Raw genomic sequence first — 20,252 nt, 5'->3', positions numbered from 1 at the left:
CCAGTGTATGTCTGCTGGCCCGCTATATTCTCTCGGTAGTGCTCCGGTTGTGGGGCTGACGATCACCTTCGAGGATGCGCGCTTGGTGAAAGTTGCCAGTATGGTTCCTTCAACTTCGTATGCGGATCTTCTTGAAGTTCTTAGCGCAAAGTACGGTCCACCCGATGTAGCTGAGGTCCGGCAATGGCAAAATGGGTTCGGTGCTCTAGTCGGTAATGCGGTTAAGTCATGGATGTTCGCGGATGGCGTTCTACAGCTCAAGCAGAGTGGCTCCAGGCTGAACGTCGGAGAATTCCAATTTGTAGCGAATAGCCTGCTCAAAGGGCGCGAGGTGCCAAAAATCAACTTTTGATCAAGCGTTGTTCAATCGAGCCGATTGCAGGTGGAGAAGGACGTGTTTCAACCTTCCAGCGTTCCGGCTCGCTGCGATCGAGACGAAGCGTCCGGCTCTCTGTGACGGCCTGCGGCTGGCTGCGCTCGCAGGCTTTCGTCGATCCGATCTGGTCTCGCTCACATGGGGTCATCTAGGCGAGGTTGCCATCGTCAAGACGGCGATGAAGCGGAGCCGGGGCAAACGGCGAAAGGCCGTAGTGCCTATGACCGAAGCGCTAGAGAGCTGCTGGTGGAACTCCGCACGCGTAAGCGTAAAGACGGAATTAACACGGTGCTGATGAACGAACGCGGGGCGTCTTGGACAGCGAGCGGGTTCGGCGGCAGCGGCAGTTTTGGAATGATCCGCGACAGGGCCAAAATAGCCCACACCGAAGAAGGCGAAGACGGTCAGCGGCCCAAACACCTTCACGACGCACGCGGCACCTTCTACACGCTCTTGTTGACTGAATGCGAGCTAAGCGACGAGGGTGCAGCCCGGATTATGGCTTGGTCTCCCAATCGCGTTGCTCGTATTCGGAGCACCTACGTGGACACCGCTGCCGTGGTAATTTCTCTCTCCGAACGGATGCGGGCGAAACAATCTAGCGGCGAAGCGCGAAACGGCGGAAAGCCGGTGGAGCGGGTGAAGGGAATCGAACCCTCGTCGTAAGCTTGGGAAGCTTCTGCTCTGCCATTGAGCTACACCCGCCCGGCGGGGACCGGATGCCACAGGCGGTCGGCGGCGGTCAATGAAATTGATCGCGGGCGGGGTTCGCGGGGGCGGGCGATCTGCTATGGGTCGGGGATGAACCGACCACCGACCGGCGGCGAGCGCGATCTGCGCGGCGCCATGTTGCGCGGGCTGCGCATGCGCTGTCCCGCCTGCGACGGGGCGCCGCTGTTCCGCCGCTATCTGAAGCCGGTGCCGCATTGCCCGTCCTGCGGGCAGGACTGGACGCTGCACCAGGCGGACGACATGCCGGCCTATCTGGTCGTGCTGATCCTGGGCCATCTGCTGGTGCCGATCGTCGTCATGGTCGACTCCCATTATGATCCGCCGCTGATGATCGAGATGTTCCTGTGGCCGGCCATCGCCCTTGTCCTCGCGCTGCTGATGCTGCAGCCGCTGAAGGGCGGGGTGATCGGCTTTCAATGGGCGCGGCGGATGCATGGTTTCGCGCGGGGCTGAACGCCACGCGGCTTGAGGGGCGCGGGCGGGGCGGCCGGAGGGGCCGTCGCCCGCGAAGACGGGGGATGGGATGAAGACGATTTTCGGGTTCCTGGCGATCGCGGCGGCGCTGCTGGTCGGGTTGCTGTTCGTGCCGCTCGCCACGGCGGTCGACGTGCTGCAGATGCGCAAGCTGGGCTTCGAGGCGGCGCAGATCGAAGGCAATTTGTGGGAGGGGCGCATCTATGACGCCAGCCTTGCCAAGGTGAAGCTGGGCGACGTGATGACCCGCCTGTCGTTCGAGGACCTGACCAAGGGCCGGCTGCGCCTGAACATGGAGGGCAGCGACGAGGTGTCGCGGCTGAAGGGCGTGTTCAGCTTCGGCTGGGGCGGGCTCGGCATCGACGACTTCAACATCGGCCTGCCGATGATGGCCGGGCCGCCGCCGATCGGCAGCGTCACCCTGATCGTCGACGGGCTGAAGGCGGGCTTCCCCGGCGGCGAATGCCAGGACGGGCGGGGCGAGGTGCGCGCCTATCTGTCGGGCGCGCTGCCCGCGGTCGGCCTGCCGAGCGAGATGAGCGGCCCGGCGCTGTGCCGCGACGGCTATCTCGCCTTCGACCTGGCGAGCCCGAGCGGGCGCGAGCGCGAGGAGGTGACGATCCTGGCGCCGAACAAATATCGGGTGAAGCTGTTCATCAAGCCGGTGTCGCCGCGCGTCGAGCAGGTCATCCGGGCCAAGGGCTTCGTGCCGAGCGAGGACGGCTATGCCTATGAGGAAGAGCGGACGATCTGAGCCGGCTTCCCTCCTGGCCGCTTTCCTCCGCCGCGCGACGGGGCCATAAGCCCGGCATGAAGACCATCCTGCCGATCCTGTCGCGCTGCGTCGCGCTGTTCCTGCTGCTGCTGGGGGCCGCGGCTGCGCCCGCCGCGCATATCGCGGTCAAGCTGGTCGCCGAGAGCAGCCAGCCCGCGCCGGGCGCGCGCAGTGCGGTCGCGCTGTCGATGACGCCCGAGGCGACATGGCATGGCTATTGGGAAAATCCGGGCGATGCGGGCGCGCCCGTCACGGTCGAATGGACGCTGCCGCCCGGCGTCACCATCGGCGCCTTCCGCTATCCGGTGCCCGAGCGGCTGATCGTCGCGGGCCTGATGAACTATGTCTATGAGCGGCCCTATGCGCTGATCGCCCCGCTGTCGGTGGCGAAGTCGGTCGCGCCGGGCACGCGGCTGCGCGTCACGGGCAAGCTGCGCTGGCTGGCCTGTTCGCCGACGATCTGCGTGCCCGAGCAGGGAACGGTCGCGCTCGATCTGGTCGCGGGCAGCGGCGCGGTGCAGCCGGCGCAGCGCCAGAGCTTCGATGGCTGGCGCGCGAAGCTGCCGTTGCCGCTGGGCCAGACGGCCAGCTTCGAGAAGCGCGGCGAGAAGGTCCGCATCGCCATTCCCTTCCCGCGCGGGCGGACTGTGGTCGCGCCCTATTTCTACCCGTCGACCGACGGCGTGATCGACTATGCCGCCCCGCAGGCCGTCAGCCGCCGCGACGACCGGCTGATCGTCGAGACCAAGGCCGCGCGGGGCAGCGCGGCGCCGCAGCGGATCGAGGGCGTGATCGCGATCGGCGCCGATCGCGGCCTGTCGGTGGTCGCGCGTCCCGGCGCGGTGCCGGCGGCGGGCGTGCCGATCGCGGGCGCGGGCGAAGAGGCTCCGGCCGGGGGCTGGCGGCTGTTCGCGCTGGCGCTGGGCGGCGCGATCCTCGGCGGGCTGTTGCTCAACGCCATGCCCTGCGTCTTCCCGATCCTGAGCCTCAAGGCGCTCAGCCTGGCGCGCAGCGGCGAGACCGACGGACAGGCGCGGCGAGAGGCGCTGGCCTATGCCGGCGGCGTGATGCTCAGCTGCGTCGCACTCGGGCTGGTCCTGCTCGCCCTGCGCGCGGCGGGGACGACGGCGGGCTGGGGCTTCCAGCTGCAGGATCCGCGCATCGTCTTCGTGCTGCTGCTGCTCGTGGTCGCGATCGCGCTGAACCTCGCCGGCCTGTTCGAGCTGCGCGCGGTCGGGATCGGCGATGCGCTGACGCGGGGATCGGGCGCCATGCCCGCCTTCTGGACCGGCGTGCTGGCAACCGTGATCGCGACCCCGTGCAGCGGCCCGTTCATGGCGGGCGCGGTGGCGGCGGCGCTGACGCTGACGCCGGCGGCGGCGCTGGCGGTGTTCGCGGGGCTGGGGCTGGGGCTGGCCTTGCCCTTCCTCGCCATCGGCTTCGTGCCCGCGCTGCGGCGGAAGTTGCCCAAGCCCGGCGCCTGGATGAACCGGCTGCGGCGGATATTGTCGGTGCCGATGTTCCTGACCGCGCTCGGCCTCGCCTGGGTGCTCGGGCGGCAGGCGGGGATCAATCCGCAGGTGATGGCGCTCGGCGCGGCGCTGCTGCTCGGGCTCGCGCTCTGGTGGGTCGGGGCGCGGCAGGCCGAGGGCAAGGCGCGCAGCTGGTTGCCCGTAGCCCCCGCGCTGGCGGCAGCGGTGGCGCTGTTCCTCGCCCTGCCGGCGCAGGGCGGCGGCGCGGCGGCGGGGCAGGCCGAGGCGGCGACGGCAGAGGGGCAGGGCGAGGCCCGTTTCGACGAGACGAAGCTCGCAGCGCTGCAGGCGGCGGGCAAGCCGGTCTTCCTGTATTTCACCGCCGACTGGTGCCTGACCTGCAAGGTCAACGAAAATGCCGCGATCGCCCGCCCCGCCGTGCGCGATGCCTTTGCCAGGGCCGGCGTCACGGTGATGGTCGGCGACTGGACCAATGGCGACCCGGCGATCAGCCGCTTCCTCGAGACGCAGGGGCGTTCGGGCGTGCCGCTCTACCTCTTCTACCGGCGCGATGGCGGGGTGGAGACGCTGCCCCAGTTGCTGACCCCCGGCATGCTCACCGCGCTCGCAGCCTGACCGGCCTTCATGGCGATCGAGTCCCCCTGTACCGGTATCTGCCGGATCGAGCCGCGCAACGGGCTATGCGAGGGCTGCCTGCGCACCATCGACGAGATCATCGCCTGGCCGACCGCCGACGATGGGACGAGGCTGGCCGTGCTCGATCGCTTGCCCGAACGCGCCGCTGCCGGACGCGAGAGCTTCAGGACAGACTGAGCGCCGGCCGACCGCGCTCGACGCTGGCCGTCGCCAGGGTTTCGATCGGGGAGCCCGGTACGGTGACCTTGTCGACGCCCCGGAACCGGGTCTGCCAGAGGTCGCGTCCGACCTCACAGACGGCATAGCCGCGCCGGTCGCTCGAATAGGCCAGAAAATCATTGTTGCGGCGGATCGTCTCGGCATTCTCCGGCTTGATCCAGCGGTCCCCGCCCGAGCTGATCGAACTGATCACGCATTCGACCGCGACGGCCTTGCCCCGTCCGGCGTCGCGGCGCAGCACACCGGCGAAATTCTGATGCTCGTCGCCGGTCAGGACGACAGCATTGCCGAGCCCGTCGAGGGTCGCCAGCAGCCGCTCGCGCGCCGCGTCATAGCCGCCCCAGCTGTCGAGGTTGCGCAGATGCGGACCCGCCGCGTCGGTGCGGCGGTCGAGCGGCATCACCATCACCTGCTGCGCGAGCAGGTTCCACCGCGCGGTCCCGCTCTTGAGATCCTGCGCGAGCCATTTCTCCTGCGCCTCGCCCAGTACCTGCGCATCCTTGCGCGCGACATCGGGGCAGACCGGCTCGAACCCGCCATTGCAGGGCAGGGGCGAGCGATATTGCCGCGTGTCGAGGAAATGCGCGTCGAGCAGGTCGCCGATCCGCGCCTTGCGGTAGAGCTGCATCGCGCCGCCCGACGGCATCGAACTGCGCCGCAGCGGCATATGCTCATAATAGGCCTGCATCGCCGCCGCGCGGCGGAAGGCGAACAGGGCGGGGTCGCGCTGATAGGGGCTGGTGGCCGAGGTCCAGTTGTCGACCACCTCATGATCGTCGAAGGTGGTGAACCAGCTGTGCTGGCGGTGCGCGGCCTGCAGGTCCGGATCCAGCTTATACTGGGCGTAGCGGCGTCGATAATCGCCGATCGTGTAGCAATCGGTCCCGACATGATCGCGGACATGGGCGCGCGGGCTGCCGTCGCGCTCGTAATTCACCTGTCGCGGGCGGTCCTCGTAGATATAGTCGCCATAATGCCAGACGAAGGCGACATCCTCGCGCGACAGATGATCATAGGCGGTGAACAGCCCATCCTCGTAATTCTGGCATCCGGCCACGCCGAAACGGATGCGGTCGAGCTTCGCACCCGGTCGCGGAAGGGTGTGCGCGCGGCCGAGCTGCGTCTTGTCGCGCCCGGCGATGAAGCGGTACCAATAGGGCCGGTCGGGCTGAAGGCCGCTCAGTTCGACATGGATCGAATGGCCGGTCTCGGGCCAGGCGGTCTCGCGGCCCTTGGCGGCGACCCGCTTCATCCCCTCGTCCTCATAGACATACCAGTCGACCTCGACCGGGCCGGTGGGCATGCCGCCATGCTCGTCCACCGGATCGGGGCAGAGCCGCGTCCAGATCACGAAGCCGTCATGCGAAGGATCGCCCGAGGCGATGCCGAGGCGGAAGGGGAAAGCGAGGAAGAGCTGCTGCGCGCGCACTATGGCGGGAGCGGCGAGGAGGCCGGCGGCGGAACCGAGGATGAGCTGACGACGCGATATCATGGCTTTTCCCTGCCCAACACCGGTTGCACCCTTATGACGGCACCCGGCGAGCGACAAGAAATTGAGCGAGGGGGTCGCCGGGAAAAAATGTCACGCCGGTCGTCCTCGGACGACCGGCATGACAGGCGGGGGTAAGCGATCAGATGCCGAAGCGGGCAGTGACCCGGATGTCGCGGCCGGCGAGCGGTGCGAAATCCTTGAGGTAGCTCGCATGGCGGCGGGCATCGACGTCGAAGATGTTGTGCGCGGACAGCGACAGCGTCGTGTCCGGGCGGTCGGTGAAGGGACGCAGCGTCAGCGAGGCGTTGACCATCGTATAGCTGTCGGTCGGTGTCTCGAAGACCGCCAGGCGGCGCGCCTTGTCGGCCCATTCGACTTCGACCCGGCCCTCGATCATGTCGCTGACGGCGCTCAGGCCCCCGAGAAGGCGGAGCGGCGGGATGCGCGGCGCGGGACCGAAATTGGTGATCTTCGCGCGGACGATGTCGCCCAAGGCGTCGGCCTTGATCGTATAATCGCCGAGCGTTGCGAGATCGGCGGTCGCCTCGACCTCGGCGCCATAGAAGCGCGCCTTGGCCTGCTGATAGACGAAGACGGGCAGGCCGTCCTCGATCTGGCCGTTGAGGTTGTCGAAGATGAAATTGTCGAACCAGTTATAATAGACCGAAGCATGGAAGGTGTAGCCCTGGCCCTGGCCGTGCAGCACGCCCTCCAGGCCCCAGCTGCGCTCGGTCTTGAAATCGGGATTGCCGATCTCGAACGCCTCGGTGCCGGCGTGGGGGCCGTTGGCGAACAGCTCTTCGGCCGCCGGCGCGCGTTCGGTGCGCGACAGGTTCGCGCCGATGCGCCAGTTCTCGGACAGCTTGTAGGAGGCGCCGAGCGAGCCCGACAGCGTGTCGAAGTTGCGCCCGCCGGAGAAGAATTGCGGCTGATCCTCGAACGGGCTCGCCGACAGCCAGCTCTTCTCGTAGCGCAGGCCGCCTTCGATCTTGAACTGGCCGAAGTCGAGCTGCTGCAGGGTGAACAGGCCGATCTGCTGGGTCTGGTTGCGCGGCAGGAAGGCTTCTTCGCCGACGACGTTGAAATCGCGGACGAAGAACTGGCCGCCGGTCGCACCATGCCAGATTCCGCGATCGGCCTGGACCAGCTCGACGCGGCCCTCGAGGCCGTTATTGTAGAACGCGGTGCCGACCGAGCCGTCTTCCTCCAGCTCGAAATGGCGATAGCGCGCATAGCCGAGGCGGGCGCGGACCGTCTGGATCAGCGATCCGCCGGTGTCGATCTCGGCGCGCGCGTCGATGCGGTTCTGGACCAGGCTGAGCCGGGGCCCTTCCTGCTCCTCGCCGGGCAGCGTCGCGTAGCGCACGGGCACGCCGTACAGGCTGTCATAATGGCTGTAGGAAATGCCATAATGGCTGTCGCCGTCGACATAAGCGAGGCCGACGCCGGTGGTCCAGGTCTTGGCGGCGCTGTTGGGCAGCTTGCCCCGGATCGCGGCATTGGCGGCGAAATCGATCGGCTCTTCCGCGTCGGGGTCGGCCGGGAGCTGTGCAGAGGCGAGCGCTTCCGCGCGCGCTTCGGGGCTGAGGGCATAGCCACCGATCCGCATGTTCCCGGTCTTCAGATAGCTGCCGTCGACATGGGCGACGAAGCCGCCGCCGATCGGCGCATCGACCGCAGCCGCTGCAGAGCGCTCGTTCGACGCGCTGCCATAGGTCAGCAGCGCGTCGGCGTGGATCGCCTCGGGAACGGTGCGCGGAATGCGCTTGTCGAGGACGTTGACGACACCGCCGATCGCGCCCGAGCCGTAGAGCAGCGCCTCCGGGCCTCGCAGAATTTCGATACGCTCGGCGAGGAGCGGGTTGATCGCGACGGCATGGTCGACGCTGGTGTTCGATACGTCGATCGACCCGATGCCGTCGGTCAGCACGCGCACGCGCTCGCCCTGAAGGCCGCGCAGGATTGGGCGCGACGCATTGGGACCGAAGGAGGTTGCCGAGGCACCCGGCGTATGCTCGATCGTTTCGCCGATGGTCGGACGGATCGCGATGGTCAGGTTGGTTCCGGTCAGTACCGATGTGCCCGACAGCACGTCCATCCGGCTGCTCTGAAGCGGAGCGGTGACGATGATGTCCGATGCGGGTTGGCGGTGAAAGCTGTCGCTGGCCTCGTCGGCGTGGGCGACGGAAGGCAGGATGGCGAGGGCGATTGGCGAAACCGAGAGCACGAGCCGCGCTGTGAGCGTCATGATATACTATCCCTTTACCCTGTATGGCGCCGGGGTAGCGTGGAGGTGATATCATATCAAGCCATTATGCGGCGGTGCGAAAAACTTTAATGTGCAACCATTCATCGGGGGTTAAGGGGTTGGGGCCGGGTGAAAACACATGCACTGTTGGGGTAAGCATCCGCACTTCCTCCCTGGGGGATAATGTTGCCTCATGAATGATCCCTTCCGTCGCCCCTCCTCCTTCGTCGGTATCTTCTATCGCGACCCCATCGCCGCGCTCGACTGGCTGGAGCGGGCTTTCGGCTTCCGGCGGAGCATGATGGTCACCGACGCGGCCGGCGGCCTCGTCCATGCGGAGATGCGGTTCGGCGATTGCCTGATTGTCGTCGACGGAGAGTGGTGTGACGAGGTCGCCAGTCCGATGTCGACCGACGGACGCAATACCCAGTCGCTCTATATCAGGCTGGATGAAGGGCTCGACGCGCATCATGTGCGGGCGGCGGCGGCGGGTGCGCGGATCGTCGAGGCGCCGGCCGATCAGGTTCAGGGCGACCGCCTCTATCGGGCAATCGATCCCGAGGGACATCTGTGGACGTTCCTGCAACCGGTGCGCGCGGTGTCGCGGACGGAGGTGATCGCCGCGACGGGGTGGTTGATCGAGGGCTGGCACGACGACTGACCACCGGCCGGGCTGCACGCTATTCTTCGAGCGCCTATAGCCGCCGCAGGAAGGCCCAGCCCAGCGCGGGCATCCGGATCGTCTTGCGGTTGGTCGTGATGCCGGGAGCCGAGCTGCGTTCGACGAAGGCGGTGACGAACTCGGGCGGCAGCGGCCAGTCGCGTGGCTCGCGGCTGAAATTATACAGGCAAAGCAGCTGTTCGCGGCCGTGGCTACGGACGAAGGCGAGGAAATCGTCGTCCGTCTCCACGAAGCTCAGATCGCCGCGCTGCAGCGCCTGGCTGTTGCGCCGGAAGGCGAGCGCTTCGCGGTAATAATTCAAGACCGACCGGCGGTCGGCTTCCTGCACGGCAACAGCCCGGGCCCGATGTTCGGCTGGAACGGGAAGCCAAGGCTTTCCGCTCGAGAAGCCGCCATTCTCACCATCGGTCCACGGTATCGGGGTGCGGCAGCCGTCGCGGCCCTTGAACGCCGGCCAGAAGCGGATGCCATAGGGGTCGCGCAGATCCTCGAAGGCGATCTCGGCCTCGGGCAGCGCCAGTTCCTCGCCCTGATAGAGGCAGATGGCGCCGCGCAGCGCGATCAATATGGCGAGCGCCATCCGGGCGATGCGCGCCGGGTCGTCGCCCTTGCGCGCGAAGCGCGTGGCGTGGCGGGGCACGTCATGGTTGGACAAGGCCCAGCAGACCCATCCATCGCGCGTCGCCTCGTCGAATTTCTCGACTGTCGTCCTGAACAGGACGGGGACGAAGTCGCTGCCGAACAGGTCGAAGGTATAGCAGAAATGGAGCTTGTCGCCTCCGCCGGTGTAGAGGCCGACCGTTGCGGGGGAGCGGTCCCCGTCGCCGACCTCGCCTACAGCCACGCTGCCCGGATATTCGTCGAGCAGCGCGCGGATACGCTGAAGGAAGGGCAGGTTCTGCGGCTGGGTCTTGTCGTAGAGATGCTCCTGAAAGCCATAGGGGTTGGTGTCGGGCACGTCATGGCCCGCCGCGCGCGGGGCAGGGGGATTGTCGCGTAGTGCCGCATCGTGAAAATAATGGTTGCAGGCATCGAGACGGAAGCCGTCCACGCCCCGGTCGAGCCAGAAGCGCATGATGTCGAGCAGCGCGTCGCAGACGTCCGGATTGTGGAAGTTGAAGTCGGGCTGCGACGCCAGGAAGCTGTGCATATAATATTGCATCCGCGTCCCGTCCCATTCCCAGGCGGGACCGCCGAAGATCGACAGCCAGTTATTGGGAGCGGTGCCGTCGGGTTTCGGATCGGCCCAGACATACCAGTCCGACTTCGGGTTGGTGCGATCGCGGCGGCTCTCGCGGAACCAGGCGTGCTGGTCCGAACTGTGGCTGAGCACCTGATCGATGATCACCTTCATGCCGCGCGCATGGGCTCCGGCGAGCAGTGCGTCGAAATCGGCGAGCGTACCGAACATCGGATCGACGTCGCGATAGTCGGACACGTCATAGCCCATGTCGGCCATGGGCGACTTGAAGAAGGGCGACACCCAGATCGCGTCGACGCCGAGCGAGGCGATATGGTCGAGCCGGGCGGTGACGCCCTTGAGGTCGCCGATGCCGTCGCCGTCGCTGTCCTGAAAGGAGCGCGGATAGACCTGATAGATGACGGCGCCGCGCCACCAGTCGGGATCACTGCCGGTCATGCGATATCCTCTTCGGCGAAATAGGCGACGCTGCGCGGCTCGACGGGCGCGGTCGGTTCGAGATCGGCATCGAGCCGCACCCAGCGCCGGCCCTCGTTGCTGGGAATCTGAACGGGCGCGGGATCGGCCGAGCGGTTGATCGCCACGGCGATGCGGGCCGGCTGCTCGGGCAACTGGACCAGCATGACGATCCGTTCGGCCGCAGGATCGTGCCAGTTGCCCGCTTCGAAGGGACGTCCGCCGAAGTCGAGCCAGTCGACATCCTCGGGGGTTACAAACAGCGGATCGGACAGTGCCGGATGGTCGCGTCTGATCTGCGCGAGCCGGGCGACATGCGCTTCGAGTGCCGTGTCGCGATCCGCCCAGTCGAGCCAGCTCAGCGCATTGTCCTGCGCATAGGCATTGTTGTTGCCCTGCTGGGTCCGCCCGAACTCGTCACCCGCCGTCAGCATGATCGTTCCTCGCGAGGCGAACAGCGTCGCCAGCAAAGCGCGCAGATCGCGGCGGCGGGCGTCGATCACCGCCGGGTCGCTCGATGGCCCCTCGACACCGTTGTTCCAGCTGAGATTGTCGTCATGGCCGTCGCGATTCTGCTCGCCATTGGCGTCGTTGTGCTTGTGGCGAAAGGCAACGAGGTCGGCCAGCGTGAAGCCGTCATGCGCGGCGATGAAGTTGACGCTGCGCGTATGCGTTCGCCCCGGCCGGGCGAAGATGTCGGAAGAGCCGGCGAGGCGGGTGGCGAGGTCGCCGATGGTATAGGGATCGCCGCGCCAGAAGCGGCGGACATCGTCGCGATAGCGGTCGTTCCATTCGAGGAACTCGGGGGAGAAATTGCCCAGTTGATAACCGCCGGGGCCGATGTCCCAGGGTTCCGCGATCAGGACTCGGTCGGCCAGCAGCGGGTCGCCCCGCATCGCCCGGAACAGCGCGGCGTCGGGCTCGAACCCGTCGGGTACGCGACCGAGGATCGGGGCGAGGTCGAAGCGGAAGCCGTCGACGCCCGCTGCCGCGACGAAGTGGCGCAGGCTGTCGAGGATCAGCCGCCGGGTCGCCGGGTGATCGCAGGCGAGCGTGTTGCCGCAGCCGCTGTCATTGGCGAGCGATCCCGGTTCGTCCCGCAGAGTGCGGAAATAGGCGCGGTTGTCGATCCCGCGCAGCGACAGGGTCGGGCCGTGCCGATCGCTCTCCCCGCTATGGTTGAAGACGACATCGAGGATCACGCCGATCCCGGCCTCATGGAGTGTACGAACCGTGTCGCGCAGTTCGACCAGGCCGCCGGGAGCAAGGCGCGGATCGAGCGCCATGAAGCTGACCGGGTTGTAGCCCCAGCTGTTGGTCAGGCCGAGCGGGGGCAGGTGGCGCTCATCGATCCAGGCGGTGATCGGCATCAGTTCGATCACGTCGACGCCGATCCGCTGGAGATGGGCGATGATCGCGGGGTGGGCGAGCGCGGCGATCGTTCCGCGCTGCGCCGGGTCGACCTCGGGATGGACCTTGGTGAAGCCCCGGACATTGACCTCATAGACCAGCCCGCCGGGCCGGAAGAGCGGCGGCGACCGGCGATCTCCAGTGGGAATATCGGTGACGATCGCCTTGGGCATCAGCGGCGCGCTGTCCGCGCCCTGATCGCGTGGCGCGGCAAGGTCAGGGTCGTAGCGATAGGGGCGGTCGATCTCCCGCGCATAGGGATCCATCAGCAACTTGGCGGGGTCGAACCAGTCGCCCTGCGAGGGGGCGTAGGGTCCGTCGGTGCGGAAGCCATAGCGTGCGCCCGGTGCGAGGCCGGGCACGAAGGTTTCGAATATGTCGGCAGGGCCGCGCGTCATCGCGATGCGATCGGTCTCGACATCGCCCGCCGCGTCGAACAGGCAGAGCCAGGCTGCGGTCGCGCGCTCGGTCCACAGCGCGAAGCGAACCCCGTCGCCCTGCGGCAGAGCGCCGAAGCGGTGGAGCGGCGCGTCGATCATCGCGTTGCGGCCTGCGCAACGAGGTCGGTGTAGAGCGCCGCGTAGCGCGCGCTGCTGCGCTCCCATCCCCAGTCGGCGCGCATGCCCTGCCGCCGGATCGCCTGCCAGATGGCGGGAGCGGCGTAGAGATTGGTGGCGCGCGTGATCGCCTGGCGCAGCGCGTCACCCGATCCGGGCTCGTGGAGCAGGCCGGTCGCACAGCCGGCGTTCAGCGCGGCGTCGTTGGCGTCGATGATCGTATCGGCCAGCCCGCCCGTCCGCGCGGCGACGGGGACCGTGCCATAGCGCAGGCCGTAGAGCTGGGTCAGGCCGCACGGTTCGAAGCGCGACGGGATCAGGATCGCATCGGCACCCGCCTGCATCAGATGGGCGAGCGGCTCGTCATAGCCGGTAACCACGCCGATGGCGCCAGCATGCCGCGCGGCAGCGCCGAGCAACGCATTCTCCATCGCGCCGTCGCCCGATCCGAGCACCACCAGGCGTCCGCCGAGTGCGACTAGATGATCGAGCGAGTCGAGGATCAGGTCGATGCCTTTCTGCCAGGTCAGGCGGCTGATCACCGCGAAGATCGGCCCGCGGCCGCGCTTTAGCCCGAAGCGCTTTTCGAGCGCGCGCCGGTTGGCGGTCCGGCCGCCCAGCGCGCGGTGCGAATAGGAGGCGGCGAGGGCCGGATCGCTCGACGGATCCCATTCCCGCGTGTCGACGCCATTGACGATCCCCAGCACGGCGTTGCCGCGTGCGCGGAGCAGCCCGTCGAGGCCCATGCCGCCCTCGGTCGTACGGATTTCGTCGGCATAGCTGGGGCTGACCGTGGTTACCGCATCGGCATATTGCAGGCCGGCCTTCAGAAAACCCACCCCGCCATAATATTCGACCCCATCGACCGCGAAGGCTCCGGCCGGCAGCCCGAGTTCGGGAAAGATTCCGGCATCGAAGCGGCCCTGAAAGGCGAGGTTGTGGATCGTCACGACGACCGGGAGCTCGGGGCGCCGACCATGGCGAACATAGGCGGCGCTCAGCGCTGCCTGCCAGTCATGCGCGTGGACGACATCGGCGCTCCATCCCTTGATCGCGCCCGTCGCGACATCGGCGGCGACGGCAGACAGCGCCGCGAAGCGTCGCCAATTGTCGCTCCAGTCCTGGCCGGCGATATCTGCATAGGGACCGCCGTCGCGGGTGCCGAACAAGGTAGGGGAGTCGAGCAGCAGCAGATCGTGGCCCTCATGCTGCCCGGCCATTATCCGCGCTGGACCACCGAACAGGGTCTTGTAGCTATGGACGGACCGCAGCCGGACACCGGCCAGCGCGCGCTGGACCTGCGGGTAGGCGGGTAGCAGCGAGCGGGTCTCGAGGCCATGGGCGGCCAGCGCGAGCGGCAGGGCGCCGGCCACGTCGGCCAGCCCACCGGTCTTGATCAGCGGATGAAGTTCGGACGTGACCGACAGCAGGCGCAGCGACATGGTCGGTCAGACCACCAACCGGTCGATCATGTCCTGGGTGATCAGGCAAACGCCCTTCTCGGTCCGCCGGAAGCGCTTCGCATCGGCGATCGGATCCTCACCGACGATCAGGCCCTTGGGGATCTGCACGCCCTGATCGAGCACGACCTTGTGCAGGCGTGCTTCGCGCCCAATGTAGCAATCTGGCATCACCACCGCCTCGGTGATCGAAGAGTAGCTGTTCACCCGCACGCCGGAAAAAAGCAGTGCGCGGTGCAGCGAGGCGCCGGATACGATGCATCCGCCGGCGATCAGCGAGGATGTGGCGGCGCCGCGCCGGCCGTCCTCATTGTGGACGAATTTGGCCGGCGGCATGACCTCGGCATAGCTCCAGATCGGCCAGTCACGCTCGTAGATGTCGAGCTTGGGAACCACGTCGGTCAGATCGATGCTCGCTTCCCAATAGGCATCGATCGTGCCGACGTCGCGCCAATAGGCCTCGGGCTCGCTCTCCGCGCGTACGCAGCTCTGTGAGAAGAGGTGGGCGACCGCCTTGCCGTGCTTGACGATATAGGGGATCAGGTCCTTGCCGAAATCATGGCTGGACGTCGCGTCGGCCGCGTCGCGGCGGAGCAGATCGGCGAGAAACTTGGTGCGGAAGACGTAGATGCCCATAGAGGCGAGCGCCGTGTCCGGCTTTCCGGGCATGGCCGGCGGGTCCTTCGGCTTTTCGACGAACTGGACGATGCGGCCTTTGGCGTCGACCTGCATCACGCCGAAGCCGGTCGCTTCCATACGCGGCACCTCGAGGCAGCCCACCGTCACGTCGGCGCCCGCATCGACATGCTGCCGCAGCATCAGCTCATAGTCCATCTTGTAGACATGATCGCCGGCCAGGATGATCATATATTCGGGATCATAAGCCTCGATGATGTCGAGGTTCTGATAGACCGCGTCGGCAGTGCCTTCATACCATTGGGTTTCCGACACGCGCTGGCTGGCCGGGAGGATGTCGAAGCTCTCGTTGCGCTCGGGGCGGAGGAAGTTCCAGCCGCGCTGGAGATGGCGGATCAGCGAATGCGCCTTGTACTGGGTCGCTACTCCCATGCGGCGGATGCCCGAGTTGAGCGCGTTCGACAGGGCGAAGTCGATGATCCGCGCTTTGCCGCCGAAATAGACGGCCGGCTTGGCGCGCCGGTCGGTCAGCTCATAAAGCCGGCTCCCGCGACCTCCGGCAAGGACATAGGCCATGGCGTCGCGGGCGAGAGGCTGGCTGCGACGATCGCTTCTCGAAATGCTTCCGGCCATCATTCTCCCTCCAGCATCAGGGTGGCGAGCGGAGGCAGGACAAGCGTCGCCCATCCGTCGCCGTCCGCATCGATACAGCCCTGGTTTCCGATATTGGCGCCACCGTAGAGGCCGGCGTCGCTGTTCAAGATCTCGCGCCAGCGCCCGCCATGCGGCAGGCGGAGGCGATAGGCGTGGTGAGGCACCGGCGTCATGTTGGACACCAGCACGATCGGCTTCTCGCCGGGCGCGCGGCGCTGCCAGGCGAAGACCGATCGCTCCGCATCGTCGGCCATAAGCCAGGCGAAGCCCTCCGGCTCGCAGTCGCGGGCATGGAGGGCAGGGTGCTCGCGATAGAGTCGGTTGAGGTCGCGGACGAGCAGTTTGACCCCGGCATGGGCCGGGGCGTCGAGCAGATGCCAGTCGAGCGCATGCTCCTCGCTCCACTCGTCGCGCTGCGCGAACTCCTGTCCCATGAACAGCAGCTTTTTGCCGGGATAACCCCACATCAGCGCGTAATAGGCGCGGAGATTGGCGAATTTCTGCCAATCGTCGCCGGCCATCTTGGTCAGCAGCGATCCCTTGCCATGCACGACCTCGTCATGGCTCAGCGGCAGGACATAATTCTCGCCGAACGCGTAGAGCAGGCCGAAGGTGATGTCGTCATGATGGTGGCGGCGATGCACCGGATCGCGCCCCATGTAGCGCAGCGTGTCGTGCATGAAGCCCATATTCCATTTGAAGCCGAAGCCCAGGCCGCCTTCATGGACCGGGTGCGAGACCTTCGGCCAGCTGGTCGATTCCTCCGCTATGGTGAAGCTGCCGGGATGCTGGCGGTAGAGTTCGCGGTTCATCGCCTGGAGGAAGGCGACCGCCTCCAGATTTTCACGCCCGCCATGCTCGTTGGGGATCCATTCGCCGTCCTTGCGCGAATAATCGAGGTAGAGCATCGAGGCGACCGCATCGACGCGCAGCCCGTCGATATGATATTTCTCTGCCCAGAACAGCGCGTTGTTGACGAGGAAAGCCGCCACCTCACGCCTGCCGAAATTGTAGATCGCGGTGTTCCAGTCGGGGTGGAAGCCCTTGCGGGGGTCCGCATGCTCATAGAGCGCGGTGCCGTCGAAGCGGGCCAGGCCGTGGGCGTCGGTCGGGAAATGCGCAGGCACCCAGTCGAGGATGATCCCGAGCCCGGCACGGTGGGCACCGTCGACGAAGCGGGCGAAGCCCTCGGGCGGGCCGAAGCGGGCGGTCGGCGCGTAGAGGCCGGTCGTCTGATAGCCCCAGCTCGGATCATAGGGATATTCGCTGATCGGCAGCAGCTCGATATGGGTAAAACCCATATCGAGCGCATAGGGGATCAGGCGCTCGGCGATGCGGTCCCAGTCAAGGAAGCCACCATCCTCGGCGCGCTGCCAGGACCCGAGGTGAACCTCGTAGATCGACATGGGCTGGCGCCGCGCATCGGCGCGCCGCCAATGGTCGCGGTGTGCATGATCGCCCCAGCGATGCGTGAGCGGAGCGGCGGTCAGCGAGGCATTGGCCGGCCGCAACTCGCTGCGAAAGGCGAAGGGGTCGGCCTTCAGCGGCAGAAGCTCGCCGTCTGCGGCGACGATCTCAAATTTATAGGGCTCACCCTCGCCCAGGTCGGGAACGAAGATTTCCCAGATGCCGGTGTCCCGGCGCAGGCGCATGACATGGCGACGGCCGTCCCAGTCGTTGAACAGACCGACGACCGAGACGCGCCGCGCATTGGGCGCCCAGACGGCGAAATGCATGCCGGTCGCGCCTTCATGCTCGATCCGGTGCGCCCCCATGCGATCGAACAGACGAAGGTGCGAGCCTTCGGCGATATAATAATCGTCCATCGGGCCTAGCACGGGGCCGAAGCTATAGGGGTCGGTCATGGACCAACTCGCGTCCCCCGCCGACAGGCTGTAGCGGAGCGGGCGGGGCTTGCGGATCGACAGGCGCCCCTCGAACAGCCCGGCGGGGTGGAGCATCGTCAGGCTGCCGATCCGGCGCCCCTCGAGATCGGCCGCCTCTGCCTTCTCGGCGCCAGGTGCGAAGATCCGCGCGACGAGCCCTCGGTCCGCTTTATGAACGCCGAGCACGGCAAAGGGGTCGGCATGACGGCCTTCGGCCAGAGCGGCAATCTCGTCAGAGGACAATAAGGTCACGCGATCGACTGCCTCACAGGCCCCGCGCGGGGCTGGAGCGTCATCATGGGCCCCACTTGGCGGTTGAGCAACAGCAGATCAGAGCACATCCCAGATTTCACGGGCATATTGACGGATGGTCCGGTCGGACGAAAACCAGCCCATCCCCGCTACGTTGCGGATCGCCATGGCGTTCCAGCTATCGCGATCTTCCCAGATCCGGTCGACGCGGCGCTGGGCTGCCGCATAGCCATCGAAGTCGGCGGCGACCATGAACCAGTCATGGTCGTACAGGCCGGCGACGAGCGCCTTGTAGCGATCGCGGTCGTCGGGCGAAAACACTCCGCCCGAGATCGCGTGCAGCGCCTGGCTGAGCTCCCGGGACGCTTCGATGATCGCGCGCGGCTGATGCCCCTCGGTGCGGGCCTTGCCGACGTCTTCGGCGGTCAGGCCGAAGATGATCATATTCTCTGCCCCGACATGGTCGCGCATCTCGACATTGGCGCCGTCGAGCGTGCCGATCGTCAGCGCACCGTTTAGCGCGAACTTCATGTTGCCCGTACCCGACGCCTCCATGCCGGCGGTCGAGATCTGCTCGGACAAGTCGGCAGCGGGCATCATGATCTCGGCCAGCGAGACGTTGTAATTCGGGACGAAGGCGACCTTGAGCAGGCCCTGCACGGCGGGATCATGGTTGATCACCCGGGCGACGTCGTTGGCCAGCTTTATGATCAGCTTTGCGTTGTGATAGCTCGGCGCGGCCTTGCCGCCGAACAGCTTTACGCGCGGCACCCAGTCGCGCTCTGGATGCGAGCGGATCTGGTCGTAGAGCGCGACCGCCTCGATGATGTTGAGCAACTGCCGCTTATATTCGTGGATGCGCTTGATCTGCGTGTCGAACATCGCGGCGGGATCGATCTTCAGCCCCATGCGCTCGCGCAGCAGGTTCGACAGCGCGACCTTCTTCGCGAGTTTCACCGCCGCGAATTTCTCGCGGAAGGCAGCATCCTCGGCGAAGGGCGTCAGCGCACGCAGCGCCTCGGCATCGTCGAGGAAGGCTTCGCCGATCGCCTCGCGGATCAGGGCGGTCAGCTCGGGATTGCACTGCATCAGCCAGCGGCGCGGCGTGATGCCGTTGGTCTTGTTGTTGATCCGGTCGGGATAGAGCCGGTGGAAGGCCGCGAAGACGGTCTCCTTCATCAGCTCGGTGTGGAGCGCGGACACGCCATTGACGCTGTGCGACCCGGCGAAGGCGAGATTGCCCATCCGTACGCGGCGCTCGCCGCCCTCGTCGATCAGTGAGATGGCCGAGATCGCGCCATCGTCGAAGCCATGGTCGCGGCGTGCTTCGATCAGCAGCCTGGCGTTGATCGCATAGACCAGTTGCATGTGGCGAGGCAGCAATTGTTCGAACAGATGGATCGGCCAGCTTTCCAGCGCCTCGGGCAGCAGCGTGTGGTTGGTATAGCCGAAAGTCCGCCGGGTGATCTCCCAGGCTTCGTCGAAGTCGAGACTGTGCAGGTCGATCAGGATCCGCATCAGTTCTGCGACCGACACCGCCGGATGGGTGTCGTTGAGCTGGATCGCCGCCTTGTCCGGCAGGCTGCGGATGTCGCCGAAATATTGGATGTGGCGACGGACGATGTCTTGCAGAGATGCCGAGGAGAAGAAATATTCCTGGCGCAGGCGGAGCTCCTGACCGGCCTGGTGCGAGTCCGCCGGATACAGGACGCGGGTCAGCGCCTCGGCCTTGTTGCTTTCGCGCAGCGCGCCGATGTGGTCGCCAGCGTTGAAAGCGTCGAGCAGGATCGGGTCGATCGGCTGCGCAGTCCACAGGCGCAGCGTGTTCACGCGCTTGCCGCGCCATCCGACCACCGGGGTGTCGAAGGCGGTGGCGATGATGCGGTCCTGCGGTTTCCAGCTGCGCGCATGGTCGCCGCTGCCATCGGCTGCCGCGAGATCGACGACCCCGCCGAAGCCGATCTCGTAGCTCGCTTCGCGGCGCTCGAATTCCCAGGGATTGCCATGGGCGAGCCAGGTTTCGGGCAGCTCGACCTGCCAGCCGTCCGAAATCTCCTGCCGGAACATGCCGTTCACATAGCGGATGCCATAGCCATAAGCGGGGATATCGACCGAAGCGAGCGACTCCATGAAGCAGGCGGCGAGCCGGCCCAGGCCGCCATTGCCGAGCGCTGCGTCGGGCTCGAGCTCGCGGATCAGATCGATGTCGACGCCGAGCGAGGAGAGCGCCTCGCGCATCTCGTCCATCAGTCCCATGTTCGAGATGGCATCGCGCATCAGCCGGCCGATCAGGAACTCAAGGCTGAGATAATAGACGCGCTTTCCGCCATTTTCGTAGGTCTCGCGCGTGGTCTCGATCCAACGGTCGATCACACGGTCGCGGATCACCAGGATCGACGCGGCCAGCCAGTCATGGCTCTTGGCGGCGGCGGCATTCTTGCCGATCCGGTAGGTCAGCCGCTCGATGATCTCCTCGGCGAGCGCGTCCGGCTCCGTGCTGCGCTGGGCGGGCTTGGGCAGGGTGGCACTGCTGTTGGCGCGGTTCATGTCGCGACTCCCCGAGATTATGTGTGTCGAGCGTGAGTTTATCGCGCCAAAAGCCCGCCGCAACTG

Annotated in this window: 15 protein-coding genes and 1 tRNA gene; 7 read left to right on the top strand and 9 right to left on the bottom strand. The window is 66.5% G+C overall.

Annotated features, from left to right (window positions below; translation table 11 throughout):
- Together ACNI3R_RS07560 and ACNI3R_RS07555 are read left to right on the top strand one after the other, a co-directional pair.
- Positions 1-352, top strand: a 352-nt coding sequence (locus ACNI3R_RS07560) for a hypothetical protein (RefSeq protein WP_426181430.1), incomplete at its 5' end; no start/stop codon positions are given.
- Between the two features lie 270 nt (positions 353-622).
- Entirely contained in the window at positions 623-1,042 is a 420-nt protein-coding gene (locus ACNI3R_RS07555) for a hypothetical protein (protein ID WP_426181428.1), read from the top strand.
- Here ACNI3R_RS07555 and ACNI3R_RS07550 read toward each other — a convergent pair.
- Positions 1,008-1,081 (bottom strand) — tRNA-Gly (locus ACNI3R_RS07550). The genes ACNI3R_RS07555 and ACNI3R_RS07550 overlap by 35 nt on opposite strands.
- Before the next feature lie 96 nt (positions 1,082-1,177).
- On the opposite strand from ACNI3R_RS07550, the gene ACNI3R_RS07545 reads away from it, so the two are divergent.
- The 4 genes from ACNI3R_RS07545 to ACNI3R_RS07530 all read left to right on the top strand — a co-directional run bounded on the left by ACNI3R_RS07545 (position 1,178) and on the right by ACNI3R_RS07530 (position 4,663).
- Entirely contained in the window at positions 1,178-1,561 is a 384-nt protein-coding gene (locus tag ACNI3R_RS07545; RefSeq protein WP_426181425.1) for a DUF983 domain-containing protein, read from the top strand.
- A 70-nt stretch (positions 1,562-1,631) separates the two neighbouring features.
- Positions 1,632-2,336 carry a type II secretion system protein N gene (gspN, locus tag ACNI3R_RS07540; protein WP_426181423.1) on the top strand — a complete coding sequence of 235 codons (705 nt, stop codon included), beginning with the start codon at positions 1,632-1,634 and terminating at the stop codon, positions 2,334-2,336.
- A 56-nt stretch (positions 2,337-2,392) separates the two neighbouring features.
- Positions 2,393-4,465, top strand: coding sequence for a protein-disulfide reductase DsbD family protein (locus tag ACNI3R_RS07535; RefSeq protein ID WP_426181420.1), 2,073 nt, complete (start codon positions 2,393-2,395; stop codon positions 4,463-4,465).
- 9 nt (positions 4,466-4,474) lie between these two features.
- Complete coding sequence (locus ACNI3R_RS07530) at positions 4,475-4,663, top strand: DUF1289 domain-containing protein (protein WP_426181417.1); 189 nt, start codon at positions 4,475-4,477, stop codon at positions 4,661-4,663.
- Here ACNI3R_RS07530 and ACNI3R_RS07525 read toward each other — a convergent pair.
- Positions 4,650-6,197 carry an alkaline phosphatase D family protein gene (locus ACNI3R_RS07525; RefSeq protein WP_426181414.1) on the bottom strand — a complete coding sequence of 516 codons (1,548 nt, stop codon included), beginning with the start codon at positions 6,195-6,197 and terminating at the stop codon, positions 4,650-4,652. The genes ACNI3R_RS07530 and ACNI3R_RS07525 overlap by 14 nt on opposite strands.
- 139 nt (positions 6,198-6,336) lie before the next feature.
- On the bottom strand, positions 6,337-8,445 hold the full coding sequence (locus ACNI3R_RS07520; protein ID WP_426181411.1) for a TonB-dependent receptor: 2,109 nt from the start codon (positions 8,443-8,445) through the stop codon (positions 6,337-6,339).
- A gap of 193 nt (positions 8,446-8,638) precedes the next feature.
- Here ACNI3R_RS07520 and ACNI3R_RS07515 point away from each other — a divergent pair, with 193 nt between their 5' ends.
- Complete coding sequence (locus ACNI3R_RS07515; protein ID WP_426181408.1) at positions 8,639-9,106, top strand: VOC family protein; 468 nt, start codon at positions 8,639-8,641, stop codon at positions 9,104-9,106.
- 34 nt (positions 9,107-9,140) lie between these two features.
- Here the strand turns inward: ACNI3R_RS07515 and bglA are convergent, their stop codons facing one another.
- From bglA to ACNI3R_RS07485, 6 genes are all read right to left on the bottom strand, one after another.
- Positions 9,141-10,766 (bottom strand): beta-galactosidase BglA, encoded by a 1,626-nt coding sequence (bglA, locus tag ACNI3R_RS07510; protein WP_426181405.1) that lies wholly within the window; start codon positions 10,764-10,766, stop codon positions 9,141-9,143.
- Positions 10,763-12,733, bottom strand: coding sequence for a glycogen debranching protein GlgX (gene glgX / locus ACNI3R_RS07505; RefSeq protein ID WP_426181402.1), 1,971 nt, complete (start codon positions 12,731-12,733; stop codon positions 10,763-10,765). The genes bglA and glgX overlap by 4 nt, the downstream gene beginning before the upstream one ends.
- On the bottom strand, positions 12,730-14,193 hold the full coding sequence (glgA, locus tag ACNI3R_RS07500) for a glycogen synthase GlgA (protein WP_426181400.1): 1,464 nt from the start codon (positions 14,191-14,193) through the stop codon (positions 12,730-12,732). Before glgA ends, glgX begins: the two co-directional genes overlap by 4 nt.
- A 6-nt stretch (positions 14,194-14,199) precedes the next feature.
- Entirely contained in the window at positions 14,200-15,483 is a 1,284-nt protein-coding gene (gene glgC / locus ACNI3R_RS07495) for a glucose-1-phosphate adenylyltransferase (RefSeq protein ID WP_426181398.1), read from the bottom strand.
- Positions 15,480-17,639 carry a 1,4-alpha-glucan branching protein GlgB gene (gene glgB / locus ACNI3R_RS07490; RefSeq protein ID WP_426181395.1) on the bottom strand — a complete coding sequence of 720 codons (2,160 nt, stop codon included), beginning with the start codon at positions 17,637-17,639 and terminating at the stop codon, positions 15,480-15,482. The genes glgC and glgB overlap by 4 nt, the downstream gene beginning before the upstream one ends.
- Positions 17,640-17,717: 78 nt before the next feature.
- Positions 17,718-20,186: a glycogen/starch/alpha-glucan phosphorylase gene (locus ACNI3R_RS07485; RefSeq protein ID WP_426181392.1), complete on the bottom strand. Its 2,469-nt coding sequence runs from the start codon at positions 20,184-20,186 to the stop codon at positions 17,718-17,720.
- Positions 20,187-20,252 lie beyond the last annotated feature (66 nt).

It is taken from the genome of Rhizorhabdus antheiae, from assembly GCF_049889055.1.
GTDB lineage: Bacteria > Pseudomonadota > Alphaproteobacteria > Sphingomonadales > Sphingomonadaceae > Rhizorhabdus.
Note: the sequence above shows the minus strand (reverse complement) of the source record. Positions and strands in the feature narration are given on the sequence as shown.

Coding starts and splice junctions, on each gene's coding strand:
- glgA (WP_426181400.1), bottom strand. CDS start 14,193: ATGTCGCTGCGCCTGCTGTCGGTCACGTCCGAACTTCATCCGCTGATC.
- ACNI3R_RS07530 (WP_426181417.1), top strand. CDS start 4,475: ATGGCGATCGAGTCCCCCTGTACCGGTATCTGCCGGATCGAGCCGCGC.
- ACNI3R_RS07515 (WP_426181408.1), top strand. CDS start 8,639: ATGAATGATCCCTTCCGTCGCCCCTCCTCCTTCGTCGGTATCTTCTAT.
- bglA (WP_426181405.1), bottom strand. CDS start 10,766: ATGACCGGCAGTGATCCCGACTGGTGGCGCGGCGCCGTCATCTATCAG.
- glgX (WP_426181402.1), bottom strand. CDS start 12,733: ATGATCGACGCGCCGCTCCACCGCTTCGGCGCTCTGCCGCAGGGCGAC.
- ACNI3R_RS07525 (WP_426181414.1), bottom strand. CDS start 6,197: ATGATATCGCGTCGTCAGCTCATCCTCGGTTCCGCCGCCGGCCTCCTC.
- ACNI3R_RS07535 (WP_426181420.1), top strand. CDS start 2,393: ATGAAGACCATCCTGCCGATCCTGTCGCGCTGCGTCGCGCTGTTCCTG.
- glgC (WP_426181398.1), bottom strand. CDS start 15,483: ATGATGGCCGGAAGCATTTCGAGAAGCGATCGTCGCAGCCAGCCTCTC.
- gspN (WP_426181423.1), top strand. CDS start 1,632: ATGAAGACGATTTTCGGGTTCCTGGCGATCGCGGCGGCGCTGCTGGTC.
- ACNI3R_RS07545 (WP_426181425.1), top strand. CDS start 1,178: ATGAACCGACCACCGACCGGCGGCGAGCGCGATCTGCGCGGCGCCATG.
- ACNI3R_RS07520 (WP_426181411.1), bottom strand. CDS start 8,445: ATGACGCTCACAGCGCGGCTCGTGCTCTCGGTTTCGCCAATCGCCCTC.
- ACNI3R_RS07485 (WP_426181392.1), bottom strand. CDS start 20,186: ATGAACCGCGCCAACAGCAGTGCCACCCTGCCCAAGCCCGCCCAGCGC.